Source organism: Serratia sp. OLAL2, from assembly GCF_002752475.1.
Taxonomy (GTDB): domain Bacteria; phylum Pseudomonadota; class Gammaproteobacteria; order Enterobacterales; family Enterobacteriaceae; genus Serratia; species Serratia bockelmannii.
The window spans coordinates 564,538-580,684 of the sequence record NZ_MSTL01000018.1 but is presented as its reverse complement, the minus strand read 5'-3'; the positions used below and the strand labels follow the sequence as shown (position 1 = coordinate 580,684).

Genomic DNA, 16,147 nt, shown 5'->3' with positions numbered 1-16,147 from the left:
GGCTGGTGTTTCCCGTCGGGTTAATCAATCAGAGGAAAGCAAACGCTGCTGCCAGTGCAACAGTTGGGTCAGCGTGACTGGCGCCGCGTCAGCCATGGCCACGCGATCTTCCAAGGCAATTTCTCGGGCGCGCTGCAACGATTCGGTGCTGAGGCGCTGCAAGTTTTGTTGCGTCGCCTGTTGTATTTGCGCCAGTTCACCCGCGCTAACGTGCGGCAACTCATGACGCATCTGCAATAAGAATTCGTCGGTTAACTGCCTCAGCTGTTCAACGGTGAACGTCGGGGATTGCAGCGCGAACAGCAGGCCTTCGGCATCGGCGCAGCGGTGGAAGGCGCATTGCACCACGTAACCCACGTTGCGTTCCACGCGCAGCCGCTGAAAATAGCGCGGCGCGTAAAGCTGGGCCAGCACCCGCAGCGCCCAACGGCCTTCGGCTTCATCGTTTTGCAGCGGGTAAAACTGCAGTAAGGCACTTTCGGCGCCGCTTTCCGTCAGCGTGATGGGGCAATGATGTTGATGTGTCGGCAGCGGCGGCTCCGCGGCCACGAAATAGGGGAAGTCGTACAGCAGGTGCGACAGCTGCCGTTTTAACTCGCCATCGCCGCCGATCAAGGTGGCATGCCATTGTGCTGCTTCGGTTGGCGCACTGAGCGCCGCCGGCAATTGAGCTAACAGGCGGCGAATGGCGATATCGCTTTGTTCTTTCAGCTGCGTATGGCGCAGGTTTCTCGCCGCTTCGCTGAGAACGGTCGGCGGCAACACCGCCAGCGCTCGGTTCACCTCACTCAGCCCGTGGCAGATCAGCGCGTGGCTGCCCGCCAGTTGCAGCAGCCACACGCCCTGATGGCGCTCGAAGCTCAAATGTCCCTCCCGATGCGCCAGTTCTGCCGCCCCGGTGCGCAGCGCCGCCTGTAAGCCGTAGGCCTGTCCATCGCTGAAGCGGCTCGACGGCGCCGGCCGCAGCAGCAGCACAGGCTGCGCTTCGCCGGGGAGCAGATGCCGCAGCGGCGCCAGGCCGGAAGGCAATCTCGGGCTCGGCAGCGCCGCCGAGGTGGCGAAAAAGCGGAATGGTTCCGCGGCAGACGTCAGCGCGGCGCCGGCGAAGGGGCCAAGCGCCAGCGGCAGCCCTTGAATTTCACGGGTTTCGCCGTGGCCATCAGACCGCACGGCCAGGCGACGGCGCGGCGCGCTAATCAGCGCCGCAATATGCCGCGGCCAATCGTCGTTCGACTCCACCGGCGGTAGCCCAAGCGCTCTGGCCCGCAGCTGATCGAGCGGCGCCAAACGGTGGAAATCGCGATTTGCCAGCCGCTCGTAATGCGCAAGCTGAGCCGGTGTCAGCACCTGCAGCGCCTGTAGCCACGCCAGCAGGGCGCTTTCGATGTGGGCAGCTTCAGCGGCTGAACCGTGATTAACGGTAAAGATAAAACTCAGCAGGGCGTTGTTCTCACTGCAGCGCGAATAATCCAGCCGAACGGCGTCACACCACGCCTGAGCGCGCAGCCGCGCCAGCAGCCCGCCGGGGGCTTCGTCCAACAGCAGGCGCTCCAGCCGCCGCAGCCAACCGCGTGAATGGGAACGCGACAGGGCAAACACCAGCCTCAGCTGCGGCGTGCCGGGAAGAGACAGGGTGTAATCTTTCGCAGCGGTCAGCGACGGTGAGGCTTCGTGCGGTATGGCGCTGCCCGATGGCAAGCGGCTGCCGTAGCGCTGTGCCAACGCATGCAGCTGCGCCAGCGATTGCGGGCCTTGCAGCCACAGCGTCATGTTTGGCGCGCGAAAATAGCGCTGGTGAAACTGCCGCAGCGCCTGCTGCAACGCGGAAATGTCGTTGCCGAAAGCGGCGCGGCTGCCGATATGAAAGCGATGCATTGCACCAAGGCCGCCGAACATCTGCCGCTGCGCCGCTTCGCAGCGGGTTTCTACCTCGGCGCGCAGCAGGCGGTATTCGGCGTCGATGACCTCGATCTCCTGCTCAATCGCCTCGGTCGCCAGCTGTGGGGCGGCGAGCATATCGCTTAGCCGCGCCAACCCCTGCGCCAAATGTTCGGTGCCCACCTCGAAGAAAAACGCGGTTTGCGTAGCCTGGGTGGTGGCGTTCAGTCGGCCAGTGACCGACGGTACCCAGCTCATCAGGCCCTCTTGCGCGCTGAAGTTCGCGCTGCCGCGAAACAACATATGCTCCAGCAGGTGCGCCAGGCCCGGCCAGGCGACGGGCGCCTGAAAACTGCCCGCCTCAATGCGCACCAGCGCGGCGGCGCAGTCGGCAGCAGGGTCGCTTATCGCCTTGACGGCCAAACCGTTATCGAGCTGCCAAGAGGCGCCGGCGAGTGCCATCGTCAACCCTTGAAGATCAGACGGGAGTTGGCCTGATTGCGAAAACGCAGCTGATCGATACCGATCTGCGAACGGTTCGCCGCTTCCCGCGCCGCCAGAATGGTGCCGTGGTGCGGCGATTTGCCGCACACCGGGTCGGCGTTGTCGGCGTTGCCGGTTAGCATGAACGCCTGACAGCGGCAGCCGCCGTAGTCTTGCTCTTTCTCCGAGCAGGAACGGCAGGGCTCCGGCATCCAGTCATAGCCGCGATAGCGGTTAAAACCGAACGAGTGGTACCAGATATGCTGCAGATCGTGCTCCAGCACCGACGGGAAGGCAATCGGTAACTGACGGGCGCTGTGACAGGGTAACGCCATGCCTTCCGGCGTCACGCTCATGAAGATGGCGCCCCAGCCACCCATGCAGCCTTTGGGGCGCTCCTCGTAGTAGTCCGGCGTGACGAACAGCAGGTTGGCCAGCTTGCCGTCGGCGGCCATGCATTCGCGGTAGCGTTTCACCACGGTTTCCGCATCGGCGATCTGTTCGAGGGTCGGCAGCAGACCTTCACGGTTCAGGTGCGCCCAGCCGTAGAACTGGCAGGTCGCCAGCTCGACGTCGTCGGCGTCCAGCTGGATCGCCAGTTCGATAATGCGGTCGATCTGGCCGATATTATGGCGATGCAGCACGAAGTTGAGCACCATCGGATAGCCGAGCGCCTTGACCGCCTTGGCCATGGCCAACTTCTGCTGAAATGCTTTGGCGGAGCCCGCCAGCGCGGCGTTCAACGTTTCATCGCTGGCCTGAAAACTGATCTGAATGTGATCCAGCCCGGCGTCGGCGAAGGTCTGCAGCTTTTTCTCGGTCAGGCCGATGCCGGAGGTGATCAGGTTGGTGTAAAACCCGAGATCGCGGGCGGCGGCGATCAGCTCGGGCAGGTCTTTACGCACCAGCGGCTCGCCGCCGGAGAAGCCGAGCTGCACGCTGCCCATCGCCCGCGCTTGGCGAAACACCTCGATCCACTGCGCGGTGGTCAGCTCTTTTTCCTGCGCGGCAAAATCGAGCGGGTTAGAGCAATAGGGGCACTGCAGCGGGCAACGGTAGGTCAGCTCCGCCAGCAGCCAGAGCGGCGGATTCACCGCCGGCGCACGTGGTTCAGTCACGGAAGGTCACCCATTTTTGTTCGTAGGCGCGCTGGAAAAATTCCAGCACGTCGTCCGCTAACCCTTCGGCGCCGGGGAAGCGGGCGTTCAACTGGGCGATGATGCCGTTCAGCGTAGTGTGGCCGTCGACCAGTTGCAAAATGGCGGCGGCGCTGTCGTTCAGCTTGGCCATGCCTTCCGGGTAGAGGATCACATGGCTGTTTTGCACCTGCTCCCATTGCAGGCGGTAACCGCGGCGGAAGACGGGGGTGTGTTCAGGGTTCAGCGTCATTACACCAGCCTCTGGTTGTGCCATACCCGCGCGGCGGTCACGCTGTGGTAAGGCGGGCGGTTCAGGGTGTAGGCCATGCTCATGGCGTCCAGCATGCTCCACAGAATGTCCAGCTTGAACTGCAGGATCTCCAGCATGCGCTGCTGCTTTTCAACGGTGTCGCAATAGTCCAGCGCCAGCGCCAGGCCGTGTTCCACATCTCGGTTGGCCTGGCCGAGGCGGCTGCGGAAATAGTCGTAGCCGGCGGCGTCGATCCACGGGTAGTGCTGCGGCCAGCTGTCGAGGCGCGATTGGTGGATTTGCGGCGCGAACAGTTCGGTCAGTGAGCTGCAGGCTGCTTCCTGCCAGCAGGCGCGGCGCGCGAAGTTGACGTAGGCGTCCACCGCGAAGCGCACGCCCGGCAGTACCCGCTCTTCAGAGAGCAAAGTGTCGCGCTGCAGCCCAACGGCTTCGCCCAGGCGCAGCCAGGCCTCGATGCCGCCTTCGCTGCCGCCGTAGCCGTCGTGATCCAGGATGCGCTGTACCCATTTGCGGCGTGTTTCCGGTTGTGGGCAGTTGGCCATGATCGCTGCATCCTTAATCGGAATGCTGGTCTGGTAGTAGAACCGGTTGGCCACCCAGCCCTGGATCTGCTCGCGGGTCGCTTCGCCGTTGTGCATCGCGATGTGGTACGGGTGGTGGATATGGTAATAAGCGCCTTTGGCGCGCAGCGCCGCTTCAAACGCCTGTGGGTCAAGGGGGAGTGGTTGCGTCATGGCGGTTCCCTACAGTTCGATATTCATGCCGTCCCAGCTCACTTCAATGCCGGCGGCGGTCAGGCTTTGCCGCTCTGCCGAGTTTTCATTGAGGATAGGGTTGGTATTGTTAATGTGGATCAGGATTTTGCGCCTGGCGGGCAAGGTGGCGAGCAGGGCCGCCAGCCCGTGTTCTTCCGCCAGCGCCAGATGCCCCATGTCCTTGCCGGTATTACGGCCCACGCCGGCGTTGGCCAGCTCGTTGTCGCGCCACAGCGTGCCGTCGATCAGCAGGCAGTCCGCGCGGCGCAGCCACGGCATCAGCGCCTCGTCCGGCTCACCCAGGCCCGGTGCGTACAGCAGCCCGACCCCGCGTGCGGTATCTTCGATAAACAGCGCCACGTTGTGGCCCGGCAGCGGACGATCGCGGTACGGCGAATAGGGCGGCGCGTTGCTGAGCAGCGGAATGGCGGTAAAGCGCACGGTCGGACAGACCGCCGTGTGGAACGGTTCGCCGGGCGTCACCGGGTGGTGAATCAACCCGCCGTTCCAATGGGAGAGCATGGGAAACACCGGGAAGCCAGTGCTGAGATCGTCATGTACTTCAGGCGTGCACCAGACCTGGTGCGGACAGCCCTCACGCAAATTGAGCAAGCCCGCGCTGTGATCGATCTGGCTGTCGGTCAGCACGATCGCGCCGATGCCGGTGCCACGCAGCACGTCGGGGTTATTCAATTCGGGCGAGGCCAACAGTTGATGGCAAATGTCCGGGGAAACGTTGCACAGCACCCAGTTTTTACCGTCGTCGCTGATAGCGATGGAAGACTGCGTGCGGCGCGTGGCGCTGATGCTGTGGTTGCGAACGCCCCGACAGTTGTCGCAGTTGCAATTCCACTGGGGAAAGCCGCCGCCCGCCGCCGAGCCGAGAACTTTTATCTGCATGTCTAAACCAGAAAGAGAGGGAAAGAAATGCCCGCGCGAAGGGCGGGCAGACGGGCGATTAACGGTTGGAAATGTACAGCGTTACTTCCAGCCCCAGACGCAGGTCAACAAACTCAGGTTTAGTCCAGGTAGTCATAGCGGTGCTCCTTAGCATGCATCGTAATATGTCGAACCCAATGAGAAACGTTCGCATTCGGCCGGCACAATGTTGGCGAAATGTGACGGAGATCGCAACCTTTAAAGCGTAACCGGGTTATTCACCCCAGGTGGCGGCGAGCACGTTCAGCCAGTTGCGCCAGGTCAGCTTCTCCAGCAGCCGGTTATCGAACCCGGCCTGCGCCAGCGCTTGCGTCAGGCGCGGCAGGCCTGCGGCGTCCTCCAACGGTTGCGGTACGTTGACCCCGTCAAAATCAGAGCCAAACCCCACGCGATCTTCACCAAGTTTAGCGATCAAATACTCAACGTGTTTAACAATTTCTGTTAAGCCGGTCGTTGCACTGTCACGTTTACCGTCCGCCCGCAGGAAGGCGGTGCCGAAATTGACGCCGACCATCCCGCCGCTCTGGGTGATGGCGTCCAGCTGCGCGTCGGTCAGGTTGCGTGGCTGCGGGCAGAGGGCATGGGCATTGGAGTGGGTAGCGACCAGCGGTGCGGTGCTCAACGCGGCGGTTTGCCAGAAGGCTTTCTCGTTCATGTGCGAGACGTCTATCATGATGCGGCGCTGATTGCAGGCACGGATCAGCGCCTCGCCGGCCGGCGTCAGGCCGGGGCCGGTATCGGGTGAGCCGGGGAACGACCCGCTGACGCCGGTACCAAAGGCGTTTGGCAGATTCCAGAATGGCCCGATGCTGCGCACGCCCAGCCGGTAGAAGGCCTCCAACTGCGTCAGTTCTGCATCGATCATGCCGGCGCCTTCGATATGCAGCACCGCGGCGATTTGCCGGTTGAGGCGGCACTGTTCTATTTCGGTGGCGGTGCGACAGATGCGCAGCTGCCCCTGAGAAGCCTGCTCCAGCTGCTGCAGGATGGCGATCTGCCGTTCGGCGATCGCCAGCGGATCGAAGGCGGCCTGCGCCTCGTCTTGCGTTTGATTACGCATCTGGGCTATATAGCTGACCGGAGGAATAAATACCGCGAACAGCCCGCCGAAAAATCCGCCGCGCCGCATGCGGGAGAAATCGAGGTGGCCCGGCGTGACGCGGGAATAAAAGGCGGCGACCGGATCGTCGTCATGCTGCAGCCACAGATTGAGCAGCAGGTCGTTATGGCCGTCGAAGACCGGCCAGAGAGGGGGAAGCGTCATGGGCGTTTCACTGAGTCAGGCATCGTGAACGCTATGTTCTCCCATCGAGCGAGGGGGAACAACCCTCGCTCGATGGGGATTTTAAAGCCGAATTGTCAATTCGACGTCATCCGCGAACGGCGTGGAGAGATAGCCCGTCGCCGGATCGCGCACCCGCGCCAGGTAATCCGGGCTGTCATCGGCGTTGTCCGCGACGATCAGCGCACCGGGCCGCAGACGGCTCTCAAGCAGGTCGAGAATATCGGGATAAAGTCCCTTGGCGCCGTCGAGCAGCAGCAGGTCGACCGTGGCCGGCAGATCGCCGCGCAGCGTTTCCAGGGCGTCGCCGACGCGGATCTCCACCAGGTCGATGACGCCGCCTTCGGTCAGGTTGTCACGCGCCCGCGCCGCTTTGCTCGGTTCAAACTCGCAGGTAATCAATCGGCCGCCGCCGTTATCGCGCAGTGCGGCGGCCAGGTGCAGGGTCGAAATACCGAACGACGTGCCGAATTCGACGATGTTTTGCGCCCGACAACCCCGCGCCAACATGTAGAGCAAGGCACCGGTCGCCGGCGACACGGCCAGCGGTAAATCCTTCAGGCGGTGGTAGAGTTCGCGGTACTCGGTTTTGCTCTGCATCAGCCGGCTTTGCTCTGCGTCCGGCACGTCGCGGAACAGGGCGGCAAGCGCCGGGGACCGGCGGGATGCCTGTTGGAACAGACGGGTTAGCAGCGGCGCTAAGGGGGCAGTGGTCAGGGTACTCATGGCAAATTTCCTGTCGTAAATGGAGCGCGTTAGCGCATGCCGTTATAATATGACGAACTATTCGCATTCCTCTATTCGCATTGGCCGCCCGCTATGACTGAACGCCGCAGTAAGCAAATTTCTTCGAGAAAACAACCGCAACAGGCGCGCTCCGCCGAACTGGTGTCCGCTATTCTGACCGCCGCTATTCAGGTTTTGGCGCAGGAGGGGGCGGCGCGTTTCACCACCGCCAGGGTGGCCGAGCGTGCCGGCGTCAGCGTCGGGTCGCTTTATCAGTATTTCCCCAATAAGGCGGCGATCCTGTTTCGTTTGCAGAGCGACGAATGGCGGCAGACCACGGATATGCTGAGCCGTATTTTGGCCGATCGCGAGAAAACGCCGTTCGCGCGCTTGCGGTTGTTGGTGCAGGCGTTTATCCGTTCGGAATGTGAAGAGGCGCAGATGCGCGTAGCGTTGAATGATGCGGCGCCGCTTTACCGCGATGCGCCGGAGGCACAGGCGGTAAAGGCAGCCAGCAAGGATATCGTGCAGGTTTTCATGTGCGAAGCGTTGCCTGGTGTTCCGCAGGTCACTCGCCGGTTGGCGGGCGCTCTGATCGTCGGCACGTTGGGGGCGGCGGGCAAGCAATTCTCCGAAACGCCGCGAACCGATACCGAGATCGCGGCTTATGCCGATGCGATGGCGGACATGTTTTGCGCTTATCTGGCCGATTTAAACCGGCATCAGAGGCCGTAAACGCTTTTTAGGTGACATTGTCATTCACCGAGGGCTGCGCCTCCCGATGACAAACCGACAACACCAACTGCCGCAGCCAGCGGTGATCCGCCTCGGCGTCCAGGCGCGGGTGCCACATTTGCGAGACGGTAATGGGCGGCGTTTTCACCGGCAGCTCGAAGACGCGCAGCGGGCCATCGGCAGGTTGAGCCTGCAGGAAAGAGGTGGGCAGCAACGCCAACAGGTTTGAGGCTTGCGCCACCGCCAGCGCGGCGGGAAAGCTTGGCACCACGGCGGCGATATGGCGTGCCAGCCCCAGCTCCGCCAGCGCAGCGTCTACCGGCCCTAGAATGCGCCCGCTGCGCGAGGCCACCACGTGGCCGCAAGCGGCGTAGTCGGCGACGCCAATCTCTGGCTGTTGCGCCAGCGGATGTGCGGTTCTCATCACGCCAACGAAGCGATCGCGGAACAGCGCCTGCAGGCGGATTTCCGGGCCCATGTCACCCAACACGCCGATCTCCAGATCGACCAGACCTTCACGCAGGGGGCGGTCGCTTTTCTCCGGCTTGGGCGCAAAGCGCAACCGCACCCGCGGCGCCTGTTCGGCGGCGGCGGCGATCAGCGCCGGGCCGAAGGCCTCGACGAAGCCGTCATTGGCGCGCAGCGTGAAGGTACGATCCAGCGCGGCGGGATCCAATGCTCCCTGCGCCGGACGCAGCACCGCACGGGCTTCGAATGCCGCGTTTCGCGCCCGTTCGCGCAGCGTTTCGGCATAAGGCGTCAGCACCATATGACGGCCGGCGCGCACCAACAGAGGATCACCGGTGGCCGTGCGCAGCCGGCTGAGGGTGCGGCTCATCGCCGAGGCGCTTAAACCGAGACGCCGCGCCGCGCCGGCAACGCTGCCCGCCGTCAGCAGCGCGTCGAGTGCGATCAGCAGGTTGAAATCAGGGTCGGTCATGCGTGCGCATCCTGTCGTGCTGAATAGGGGGGAAGGCGTTCGATGCAGTTTGTGCGTGCGAATGCTGCATCAGTCGCCATGCATTATGCCTGAGCCTGTTTTCGCTGTGCCATGACTTACCGCTAAAAAACCGGAGGGGGACTGGCCCGTTTGCCGTCTGAACATGGCGATAAACGCGGACGGATCGTTATATCCCAGGGTAGAGGCGACATATTTGACGGCTTTCCCTTCCTGTAACAGCGTCATCGCCATGAGGGTTTTGCTTCTCAGCTTCCATTCATTGAAAGAGATGCCGGTAGCGGCGAGAAATCGCCGCGACAGCGTACGCTCACTCAAGCCCAGCATGCCCGACCATTGTGTCAGGGTGTTGAGATCGTGCGGCGCGGCGCTCATCTTTTCGGTCATGATCTTGACAACGTCATCGCTGCCGAGCGGCAGGTAGCTGTCAAAACGCTCCGACAGCGCCAGCTGCTCAAGCAACGCGGTAACCAGCGTCTGGTCCTGAGGCGTGTGCGGATAGCCAATAAGCCTTTCTGAAAAATCGGCCAGCACCGCTTTGACGATCTTATTCAGCCGCAGGGTTTGCGGTCTGCTCGGTAAGGATTGGCATAGCGAGGGGCTGACATGAAGAATGACATAGTCAATTGCACTCTTTGCTACGGATTCATGTTCGGTATTAACGGGGAGCCAAATGGCATATTCCGGTGTGGATAAATAAATATTGTTCTCAATATTTATTTCCGCCAACCCTTTCATGGAATACATCAGTTTGCCCCATGGCAACGCCTGTAAAGGGAATTGCGTTCCTGCCGGCCAGGATTTATTTCTGAACCAAATCGATATTGGGATTTCCCCGGTCAATTCTGACGGTTTCATGACGCCTTCCTGTCCGTTCATGGCTGTGTCTTCCTATTATAACAATAAGTTGTCTGATAATCGGCATTTCTATTCTATGGGGAAAGCTTACTCTGGGCAGGTCATTCCCCTGGATAAAGGTAACAATATGTACGGTAAAATCATTGATCTTTCGGTGCCGCTGATGAGCGGGATCGCTTCCGATCCGGAGCGGTTTCTGCCGGAAATCGAGTATGTTGATAACAAGCACGGAGCGTTGCAGCTGGCGGAATCATTCCCCGGTCTGGATCCCCGGGAGTTGCCGCGTCAGGAGGGCTGGGCGGTGGAATTTGTCCGCATGAGCACCCACGCGGGAACGCATATGGACGCCCCTTATCACTACCATTCGCATATGGACGACGGCTCTGCATCAAAAACCATTGATGAAATACCGCTGGAATGGTGTATCGGCCCTGGCGTCAAATTGGATTTTCGGCATTTTCCCGACGGCTATGTAGCCACTGCACATGATATTGAGCGTGAATTAGCGAGGATCGGCCATCCTATCGCCGCCGGCGATATTGTCCTGGTCAACACGGCGGCCGGCGGGCGTTACGGCAGCGAAGATTTTATTCATCGCGGTTGCGGCATGGGCCGTGAAGCGACGCTGTATCTTACTGAACGTGGAGTCAGAGTGGTGGGCACCGATGCCTGGAGCTGGGACGCGCCATTCAGCCATACGCGCACCAAATTTGAACAAAGCGGCGATATTTCGCTTATTTGGGAAGGGCACTATGCCGGCAGTCAATATCCTTATTGCCAGATTGAAAAACTGTGCAATCTTGAATTGCTGCCGCCCTGCGGATTTAACGTGATCAGTCTGCCGGTGAAGGTTTATAAGGCATCCGCCGGCTGGGCTCGGCCGGTTGCAATTATCGAAGCTCAAGCGGGAGAATAAGCGATGGCCAGAATAAAACTGCCGGTAGTGAGTGAATTAACGGCTGAGCAGCAGCAGCAATATGCCCGTTTTCCCGCCAATCTTACGCTGGGTCTGTTGAAAACCAGCCGTTCGGCGCAGGGATATCTGTCCCTGGGCGCTTCTTTTCCGGCCGGGCGACTGTGTGATAAAGATCGGGAAATGATCATATTAAGGGTTGGCGCGTTAAGCCACAGCGCTTATGAGCGTATGCAACACTATCCGCTGGCGATCCTTGCGGGGTGGCGCGATGACGACATCGAGAAAATAGAGCAGGGTGTGGGCATCGACGCCAGAGGGACGGCCATCTTGCATTTTGTCGATGAATGCGTGAAGCAGGTGAAGGTCTCTGCCGACACATTTAACGCGGTCAGGCGCTATTATGACGAGGTTCAACTGGCTGAACTGGCATTAATGATTGGGCACTACATGATGACGGCGCGCTTTTTGGAAACGCTGGAAATCGATCTGGACCTACAAGCGACATCCTGGGAAAACATGTCAACGGATTGAATACGCGCACGGCGTGAGCGCGATAAAAAAGCCGATAACCTGGGGTTATCGGCTTTTAATGCGCAGTGGCAGAGGGTTACGCGGGCAGCTGCTGGGCGGTTTTCTCGACCAGCGCCAGCAACAGCTTGATGTCTTCCAGCGTCACGATCGGGTTCAGCAGCGTCATCTTCAGGCAGGTCACGCCATCGAACTCGGTCACGCCGACGTTGGCGCGCCCCGATTCCAACAGGGCGTCACCGATACGCTGGTTGAACAGCGCGACGGCCGCATCGCCGTTCGCCGCCAGCTGCGCCGGACGGTAGCGGAACAGCACGCTGGCCAGCTGCGGCTGCATCACCAGTTCCAGTGCTTCTTGATCGGCGATGTAGCGCGCCACCTGTTGCGCCAGCGTCACGCCATGATCGATGATCTCGGCGTATTGCTTCTGCCCGAGCGCTTCTAGCCCCATCCACAGCTTCAACGCATCGAAGCGGCGGGTGGTCTGCAGCGACTTGGACACCAGGTTCGGCACGCCTTGCGCTTCGTCGAACTCGGAGTTCAGGTAGGCCGCCTGATAGCGCATCAGCTCATAGTGGCGCTCGTCTTTCAGCAGGAAGGCGCCGCAGCTGATGGTCTGGAAGAACTGTTTATGGAAGTCCAGGGTGATGGAGTCCACCAGCTCCAGGCCGTCCAGGTAGTCGCGGTACTGCTCGGAAAGCAGCAGCGCGCCGCCCCAGGCCGCATCCACGTGCACCCAAATCTGCTGCTCCGCCGCCAGCCGTGCGATGTCGCGCAGTGGGTCAATGGCACCGGCGTCGGTGGTGCCGGCGGTGGCGACAATCGCCATCACCTGCTCGCCGTTGGCCTTGGCCTGCGCCAGTTTTTCCGCCAGATCGTTCACGTCCATGCGGGCGAAGCGATCGGTTTTCACCAGGGTGACGGACTGATAGCCGAGGCCCATCAGCGCCATGTTCTTCTGCACCGAGAAGTGGGCGTTTTCAGAACAGAACACCTTCAGCTTGCGCAGATCGCCCACCAGACCGTCCTGCTGCACGGAGTGGCCCTGACGCGCGAAGAACGCGTCGCGCGCCAGCATCAGCCCCATCAGGTTGCTCTGGGTGCCGCCGCTGGTGAACACCCCGGTGTCGCCGGACGGGTAACCGACCTGGGCGCGGAGCCACTCGATCAATTTCATTTCGATCAGCGTGGCCGACGGGCTCTGATCCCAGGAGTCCATACTCTGGTTAGTGGCGTTGATCAGCACTTCGGCAGCCTGGCTAATCACCAGGCTCGGGCAGTGCAGGTGCGCCACGCACTGCGGGTGGTGCACCGACAGGCTGTCTTTCAAAAAGTACTCGATGGCGCGCTCGATCGCCGCCTGGTTGCCCAGGCCTTGCGGGGTAAAGTCTAGCTGAATGCGCTCGCGCAGTTCGGCAACGCTTTTGCCCTGATACATCTCGGGCTGTTGCAGCCACTGCACGACGGCTTCACTGCTCTGTGCGATCGCCTGGCGGTAAGCCTCGGCGCTGTGCGCCGAGGAAGCCAGAATCGGGTTTAACTTGGACATCGCGGTCATTCGCTCCAATCAGACAGGCTTGACGCCGGCGGCCAACAGCGCCTGCTCAAATTTATCCAGGAAAATACCCAGCTCATCATTGGTGATCAGCAGGGAAGGCAACAGGCGCAGTACACAGCCGTTGCGCCCGCCGCGCTCCAGGATCAAGCCGGATTCGAAGCATTTTTTCTGCAGCAGCGCGGACAGCTCGCCATCGGCCGGGTAACAGCCCATGTGATCCTGCGCTTCGTTCGGCTTGACGATCTCGATGCCGATCATCAGGCCCAGACCGCGGACGTGACCGATCACCGGATAACGTTTCTGCAGCTCGGTCAGCTTGCCTTTGAGCCATTCGCCCTGAGCGGCCACTTTATCGGCGACCTTATGCTCTTTCAGGTACTGCAGGGTGGTCAGGCCGGTGGCCATCGCCAGCTGGTTGCCGCGGAAGGTGCCGGTGTGGTGGCCCGGTTCCCAGGCATCGAACTCTTTTTTGATGCCCAGCACCGCGAGCGGCAAGCCGCCGCCGACCGCTTTCGACATCACGATGATGTCCGGCTCGATGCCGGCGTGTTCGAAGGCGAACAGCTTGCCCGTACGGGCGAAACCAGCCTGAACTTCGTCGATGATCAGCAGAATGCCATGCTCCTGCGTCACTTTGCGGATGCGCTGCAGCCACTCGGCCGGCGCCGGGTTAACCCCGCCTTCGCCCTGAACGGCTTCTAGGATCACCGCCGCCGGTTTACGCACGCCGCTTTCCACGTCGTTGATCAGGTTGTCGAAGTAGTAGGTCAGCGCCTTGACGCCGGCTTCGCCGCCGATGCCCAGCGGGCAGCGGTATTCATGCGGATAAGGCATGAACTGCACTTCCGGCATCATGCCGTTGATCGCCGCCTTCGGCGACAGGTTGCCGGTGACTGACAGCGCGCCGTGGGTCATGCCGTGATAGCCGCCGGAGAAGCTGATCACGCCGGAACGGCCGGTGTGCTTTTTCGCCAGCTTCAGCGCGGCTTCCACCGCATCGGCGCCGGACGGGCCGCAGAACTGCAGGCAATACCCTTTGCCTTCGCCAGGCAACAGAGAGAGCAGGTAATCGGAGAAACGATCTTTCAACGGGGTCGTGAGATCGAGAGTATGTAACGGCAAGCCGCTGGTAATGACATTTTGGATGCTTTGCAGGACGTCGGGGTGATTATGTCCAAGAGCCAACGTTCCCGCCCCGGCCAGGCAATCAAGATATTGATTATTCTCAACATCAGTGATCCAAACGCCCTGGGCTTTCGCAATTGCCAACGGCAATTTGCGCGGATAACTCCTAACATTCGACTCAAATTCGGCTTGACGCGCCAAATAGGTTTCATTGTTTCCGTTTAATGAGTTTGCAACTAAAGTATCAATACGGACTTTATCCGTCATCATATCTCTCCTACAACCGAAGGTCTCAAGACGCAACGATTGAATTAATGAATTAGAAAAGTAACTGCCTTGTGAAAAGCGCGACCAATATATGGCTTTTTTGCCTGGGACTCAATAGCCGATTTTGTTTTGAATTGTTTAGTTTTTTCTTAGGCTCATCAATATGTTGTTGATTTGTCGACCGTTGGTTTTGCCAGCAAAAAACAACATTTCTTTAACATTGCGTAAAAATCCTTTTCTGCTTTCCTTTGGCTACTTCTTTAATGCATTTATTATTAAGGTGAATTTCCGATTAATAACATAAATAGAAAATAGCGGCTTATTTTCATCTATTCACCACCTTAAGTCCTATAGCGGTTATATACACAAAATTTGTGATGAATATAAGCGGTCGAGCGTTAAAAGCGCAGTACCCAGAGTGGTGATTTCTTGCAGATTTTACGTAGCGCGATCAAAAAAGCGGGATTTTTGTGCGGTGCCGGCGAGTCTGCCGGCACCGCGGTTATTAACGTTGCCGTAACCAGGCGTGATAGCGCCGCAGAGTGCGGCGGGTGCGCCACCGGTCGATGAGCAGCGACCACAGCGGGGAGTAACGCACGTTGCGCGTCCGATCGCGGCTCAGGGCGTGCATGCGGCGCTTGATCAGCGCCATACGAGCGAGCAGCGTCAGCGTTTTATCGCGCCATTTTACCGGCGCGGGCAGCGCATGAGGGGCTTCGCCGGTTTGCCAGCGGTGCGGCAGATCGGGAATTTCCGCCATGGCGGTGGCGATGCCGACCACCGCGATGCCGCTGTTCAGCACCCGTTGCGCCACCGACGGGCGGGCGATGCCGCCAGTAGTCATCACTGGCATGCGGGCCACTGCGGCGAGATCGCGGGCGAAGGTCAGAAAATAGGCTTCGCGCGCCAGGGTGCTGTCGTCCGCCGCTTCGCCCTGCATCGCCGGGCTCTCATAACTCCCGCCTGACAACTCCACCAGATCGACCGGCAGTTCGTTGAGCATCAACAATACCTGTCGGGCCTCGTCCGGCGAAAAGCCGCCACGCTGAAAATCGGCGGAGTTCAGTTTGACCGCCACGCAAAAGCCTGGCGAGACACGCTGGCGCACCGCGCGCACCACCTCCAGCAGCAGGCGGGCGCGATTCGCCAGCTCGCCCCCCCAACGATCGCTGCGCTGGTTGGACAACGGCGACAAGAACTGGGAGATGAGGTAGCCGTGCGCCGCATGGATCTGCACGCCGGTAAACCCGGCCTGTTCGGCGGCGTGCGCGCTGGCGGCGAAGCGGGCGATCACCTCGGCAATCTGCGCTTCGCTCATGGCCTGCGGCGGGGCAAACTGCTTGCTGTACTTGCCCATCGCCATTGGGATGGCGGAGGGTGCCCAGGCGTTGCCGCCCATGTTGGCCATCACCTGACGGCCCGGGTGGCTGAGCTGCATCCATACCTGCGCGCCTTCTTGGCGCGAGGCCGCCGCCCAGGTTTTGAACGCCTCGAGCGGCGTATCCTGTTCCAACACTACGCCGCCGGGGCCGGTCATGGCGCGTCCGTCGATCATCACGTTGCCGGTGATGATGAGGCCGGCGCCGCCGATACCCCAGTGGCGATACAGGCGCCATAGCGCGGGGCCGGGCAGTTGGCCCTCATCGGCCAGATTTTCTTCCAACGCGGCCTTGGCCAGACGGTTGGGTAAGCGGCTGCCGTTGGGCAGAATCAGTGGGGTAAACATCGG

At 60.7% G+C, this 16,147-nt stretch carries 16 protein-coding genes; 3 read left to right on the top strand and 13 right to left on the bottom strand.

Annotated elements, in window-relative coordinates; translation table 11 throughout:
* Window positions 1-24: 24 nt before the first annotated feature.
* The 8 genes from pqqF to BVU99_RS16110 all read right to left on the bottom strand — a co-directional run bounded on the left by pqqF (window position 25) and on the right by BVU99_RS16110 (window position 7,473).
* Entirely contained in the window at window positions 25-2,340 is a 2,316-nt protein-coding gene (gene pqqF, locus BVU99_RS16145) for a pyrroloquinoline quinone biosynthesis protein PqqF (protein WP_099817626.1), read from the bottom strand.
* 2 nt (window positions 2,341-2,342) lie between these two features.
* A complete protein-coding gene (gene pqqE / locus BVU99_RS16140) occupies window positions 2,343-3,479 on the bottom strand; it encodes a pyrroloquinoline quinone biosynthesis protein PqqE (RefSeq protein ID WP_099817625.1) in 1,137 nt (378 codons plus the stop codon).
* Window positions 3,472-3,750, bottom strand: coding sequence for a pyrroloquinoline quinone biosynthesis peptide chaperone PqqD (pqqD, locus tag BVU99_RS16135; RefSeq protein ID WP_016927749.1), 279 nt, complete (start codon window positions 3,748-3,750; stop codon window positions 3,472-3,474). The genes pqqE and pqqD overlap by 8 nt, the downstream gene beginning before the upstream one ends.
* On the bottom strand, window positions 3,750-4,505 hold the full coding sequence (pqqC, locus tag BVU99_RS16130) for a pyrroloquinoline-quinone synthase PqqC (protein WP_025302820.1): 756 nt from the start codon (window positions 4,503-4,505) through the stop codon (window positions 3,750-3,752). The genes pqqD and pqqC overlap by 1 nt, the downstream gene beginning before the upstream one ends.
* 9 nt (window positions 4,506-4,514) lie before the next feature.
* Window positions 4,515-5,426 (bottom strand): pyrroloquinoline quinone biosynthesis protein PqqB, encoded by a 912-nt coding sequence (gene pqqB / locus BVU99_RS16125; RefSeq protein ID WP_099817624.1) that lies wholly within the window; start codon window positions 5,424-5,426, stop codon window positions 4,515-4,517.
* A 58-nt stretch (window positions 5,427-5,484) separates the two neighbouring features.
* Window positions 5,485-5,562 carry a pyrroloquinoline quinone precursor peptide PqqA gene (gene pqqA, locus BVU99_RS16120; RefSeq protein WP_004937827.1) on the bottom strand — a complete coding sequence of 26 codons (78 nt, stop codon included), beginning with the start codon at window positions 5,560-5,562 and terminating at the stop codon, window positions 5,485-5,487.
* Between the two features lie 117 nt (window positions 5,563-5,679).
* Window positions 5,680-6,729: a dipeptidase gene (locus BVU99_RS16115; protein WP_099817623.1), complete on the bottom strand. Its 1,050-nt coding sequence runs from the start codon at window positions 6,727-6,729 to the stop codon at window positions 5,680-5,682.
* A gap of 81 nt (window positions 6,730-6,810) precedes the next feature.
* Complete coding sequence (locus tag BVU99_RS16110; RefSeq protein WP_043137382.1) at window positions 6,811-7,473, bottom strand: class I SAM-dependent methyltransferase; 663 nt, start codon at window positions 7,471-7,473, stop codon at window positions 6,811-6,813.
* A 93-nt stretch (window positions 7,474-7,566) separates the two neighbouring features.
* Here BVU99_RS16110 and BVU99_RS16105 point away from each other — a divergent pair, with 93 nt between their 5' ends.
* Window positions 7,567-8,208 (top strand): TetR family transcriptional regulator, encoded by a 642-nt coding sequence (locus BVU99_RS16105; RefSeq protein WP_099817622.1) that lies wholly within the window; start codon window positions 7,567-7,569, stop codon window positions 8,206-8,208.
* A gap of 7 nt (window positions 8,209-8,215) precedes the next feature.
* Here the strand turns inward: BVU99_RS16105 and BVU99_RS16100 are convergent, their stop codons facing one another.
* Window positions 8,216-9,148, bottom strand: a complete 933-nt coding sequence (locus tag BVU99_RS16100; protein WP_043137378.1) for a LysR family transcriptional regulator — start codon at window positions 9,146-9,148, stop codon at window positions 8,216-8,218.
* Window positions 9,149-9,217: 69 nt separating this feature from the next.
* Entirely contained in the window at window positions 9,218-10,024 is an 807-nt protein-coding gene (locus tag BVU99_RS16095) for a helix-turn-helix transcriptional regulator (protein ID WP_226905806.1), read from the bottom strand.
* Between BVU99_RS16095 and BVU99_RS16090 the strand changes: the two genes are divergently transcribed.
* Together BVU99_RS16090 and BVU99_RS16085 are read left to right on the top strand one after the other, a co-directional pair.
* The gene (locus tag BVU99_RS16090) at window positions 10,023-10,940 is read left to right on the top strand and encodes a cyclase family protein (RefSeq protein WP_244590505.1); all 918 of its coding nucleotides are present in this window, start codon (window positions 10,023-10,025) and stop codon (window positions 10,938-10,940) included. The two genes, BVU99_RS16095 and BVU99_RS16090, sit on opposite strands and share 2 nt — an antisense overlap.
* A 3-nt stretch (window positions 10,941-10,943) precedes the next feature.
* Window positions 10,944-11,471 (top strand): hypothetical protein, encoded by a 528-nt coding sequence (locus BVU99_RS16085; protein ID WP_025302827.1) that lies wholly within the window; start codon window positions 10,944-10,946, stop codon window positions 11,469-11,471.
* A 76-nt stretch (window positions 11,472-11,547) separates the two neighbouring features.
* Here the strand turns inward: BVU99_RS16085 and BVU99_RS16080 are convergent, their stop codons facing one another.
* The 3 genes from BVU99_RS16080 to BVU99_RS16070 all read right to left on the bottom strand — a co-directional run bounded on the left by BVU99_RS16080 (window position 11,548) and on the right by BVU99_RS16070 (window position 16,144).
* On the bottom strand, window positions 11,548-13,017 hold the full coding sequence (locus tag BVU99_RS16080; protein ID WP_099817630.1) for an aspartate aminotransferase family protein: 1,470 nt from the start codon (window positions 13,015-13,017) through the stop codon (window positions 11,548-11,550).
* Between the two features lie 18 nt (window positions 13,018-13,035).
* Window positions 13,036-14,418: a diaminobutyrate--2-oxoglutarate transaminase gene (locus BVU99_RS16075; RefSeq protein ID WP_071826114.1), complete on the bottom strand. Its 1,383-nt coding sequence runs from the start codon at window positions 14,416-14,418 to the stop codon at window positions 13,036-13,038.
* A gap of 505 nt (window positions 14,419-14,923) precedes the next feature.
* Window positions 14,924-16,144, bottom strand: coding sequence for an NADH:flavin oxidoreductase/NADH oxidase family protein (locus tag BVU99_RS16070; RefSeq protein WP_025302830.1), 1,221 nt, complete (start codon window positions 16,142-16,144; stop codon window positions 14,924-14,926).
* Window positions 16,145-16,147 lie beyond the last annotated feature (3 nt).

Coding starts and splice junctions, on each gene's coding strand:
- pqqC (WP_025302820.1), bottom strand. CDS start 4,505: ATGACGCAACCACTCCCCCTTGACCCACAGGCGTTTGAAGCGGCGCTG.
- BVU99_RS16070 (WP_025302830.1), bottom strand. CDS start 16,144: ATGTTTACCCCACTGATTCTGCCCAACGGCAGCCGCTTACCCAACCGT.
- BVU99_RS16110 (WP_043137382.1), bottom strand. CDS start 7,473: ATGAGTACCCTGACCACTGCCCCCTTAGCGCCGCTGCTAACCCGTCTG.
- BVU99_RS16095 (WP_226905806.1), bottom strand. CDS start 10,024: ATGAAACCGTCAGAATTGACCGGGGAAATCCCAATATCGATTTGGTTC.
- BVU99_RS16085 (WP_025302827.1), top strand. CDS start 10,944: ATGGCCAGAATAAAACTGCCGGTAGTGAGTGAATTAACGGCTGAGCAG.
- pqqF (WP_099817626.1), bottom strand. CDS start 2,340: ATGGCACTCGCCGGCGCCTCTTGGCAGCTCGATAACGGTTTGGCCGTC.
- pqqD (WP_016927749.1), bottom strand. CDS start 3,750: ATGACGCTGAACCCTGAACACACCCCCGTCTTCCGCCGCGGTTACCGC.
- BVU99_RS16105 (WP_099817622.1), top strand. CDS start 7,567: ATGACTGAACGCCGCAGTAAGCAAATTTCTTCGAGAAAACAACCGCAA.
- BVU99_RS16080 (WP_099817630.1), bottom strand. CDS start 13,017: ATGTCCAAGTTAAACCCGATTCTGGCTTCCTCGGCGCACAGCGCCGAG.
- pqqB (WP_099817624.1), bottom strand. CDS start 5,426: ATGCAGATAAAAGTTCTCGGCTCGGCGGCGGGCGGCGGCTTTCCCCAG.
- BVU99_RS16090 (WP_244590505.1), top strand. CDS start 10,023: ATGACGCCTTCCTGTCCGTTCATGGCTGTGTCTTCCTATTATAACAAT.
- pqqA (WP_004937827.1), bottom strand. CDS start 5,562: ATGACTACCTGGACTAAACCTGAGTTTGTTGACCTGCGTCTGGGGCTG.
- BVU99_RS16075 (WP_071826114.1), bottom strand. CDS start 14,418: ATGACGGATAAAGTCCGTATTGATACTTTAGTTGCAAACTCATTAAAC.
- BVU99_RS16100 (WP_043137378.1), bottom strand. CDS start 9,148: ATGACCGACCCTGATTTCAACCTGCTGATCGCACTCGACGCGCTGCTG.
- BVU99_RS16115 (WP_099817623.1), bottom strand. CDS start 6,729: ATGACGCTTCCCCCTCTCTGGCCGGTCTTCGACGGCCATAACGACCTG.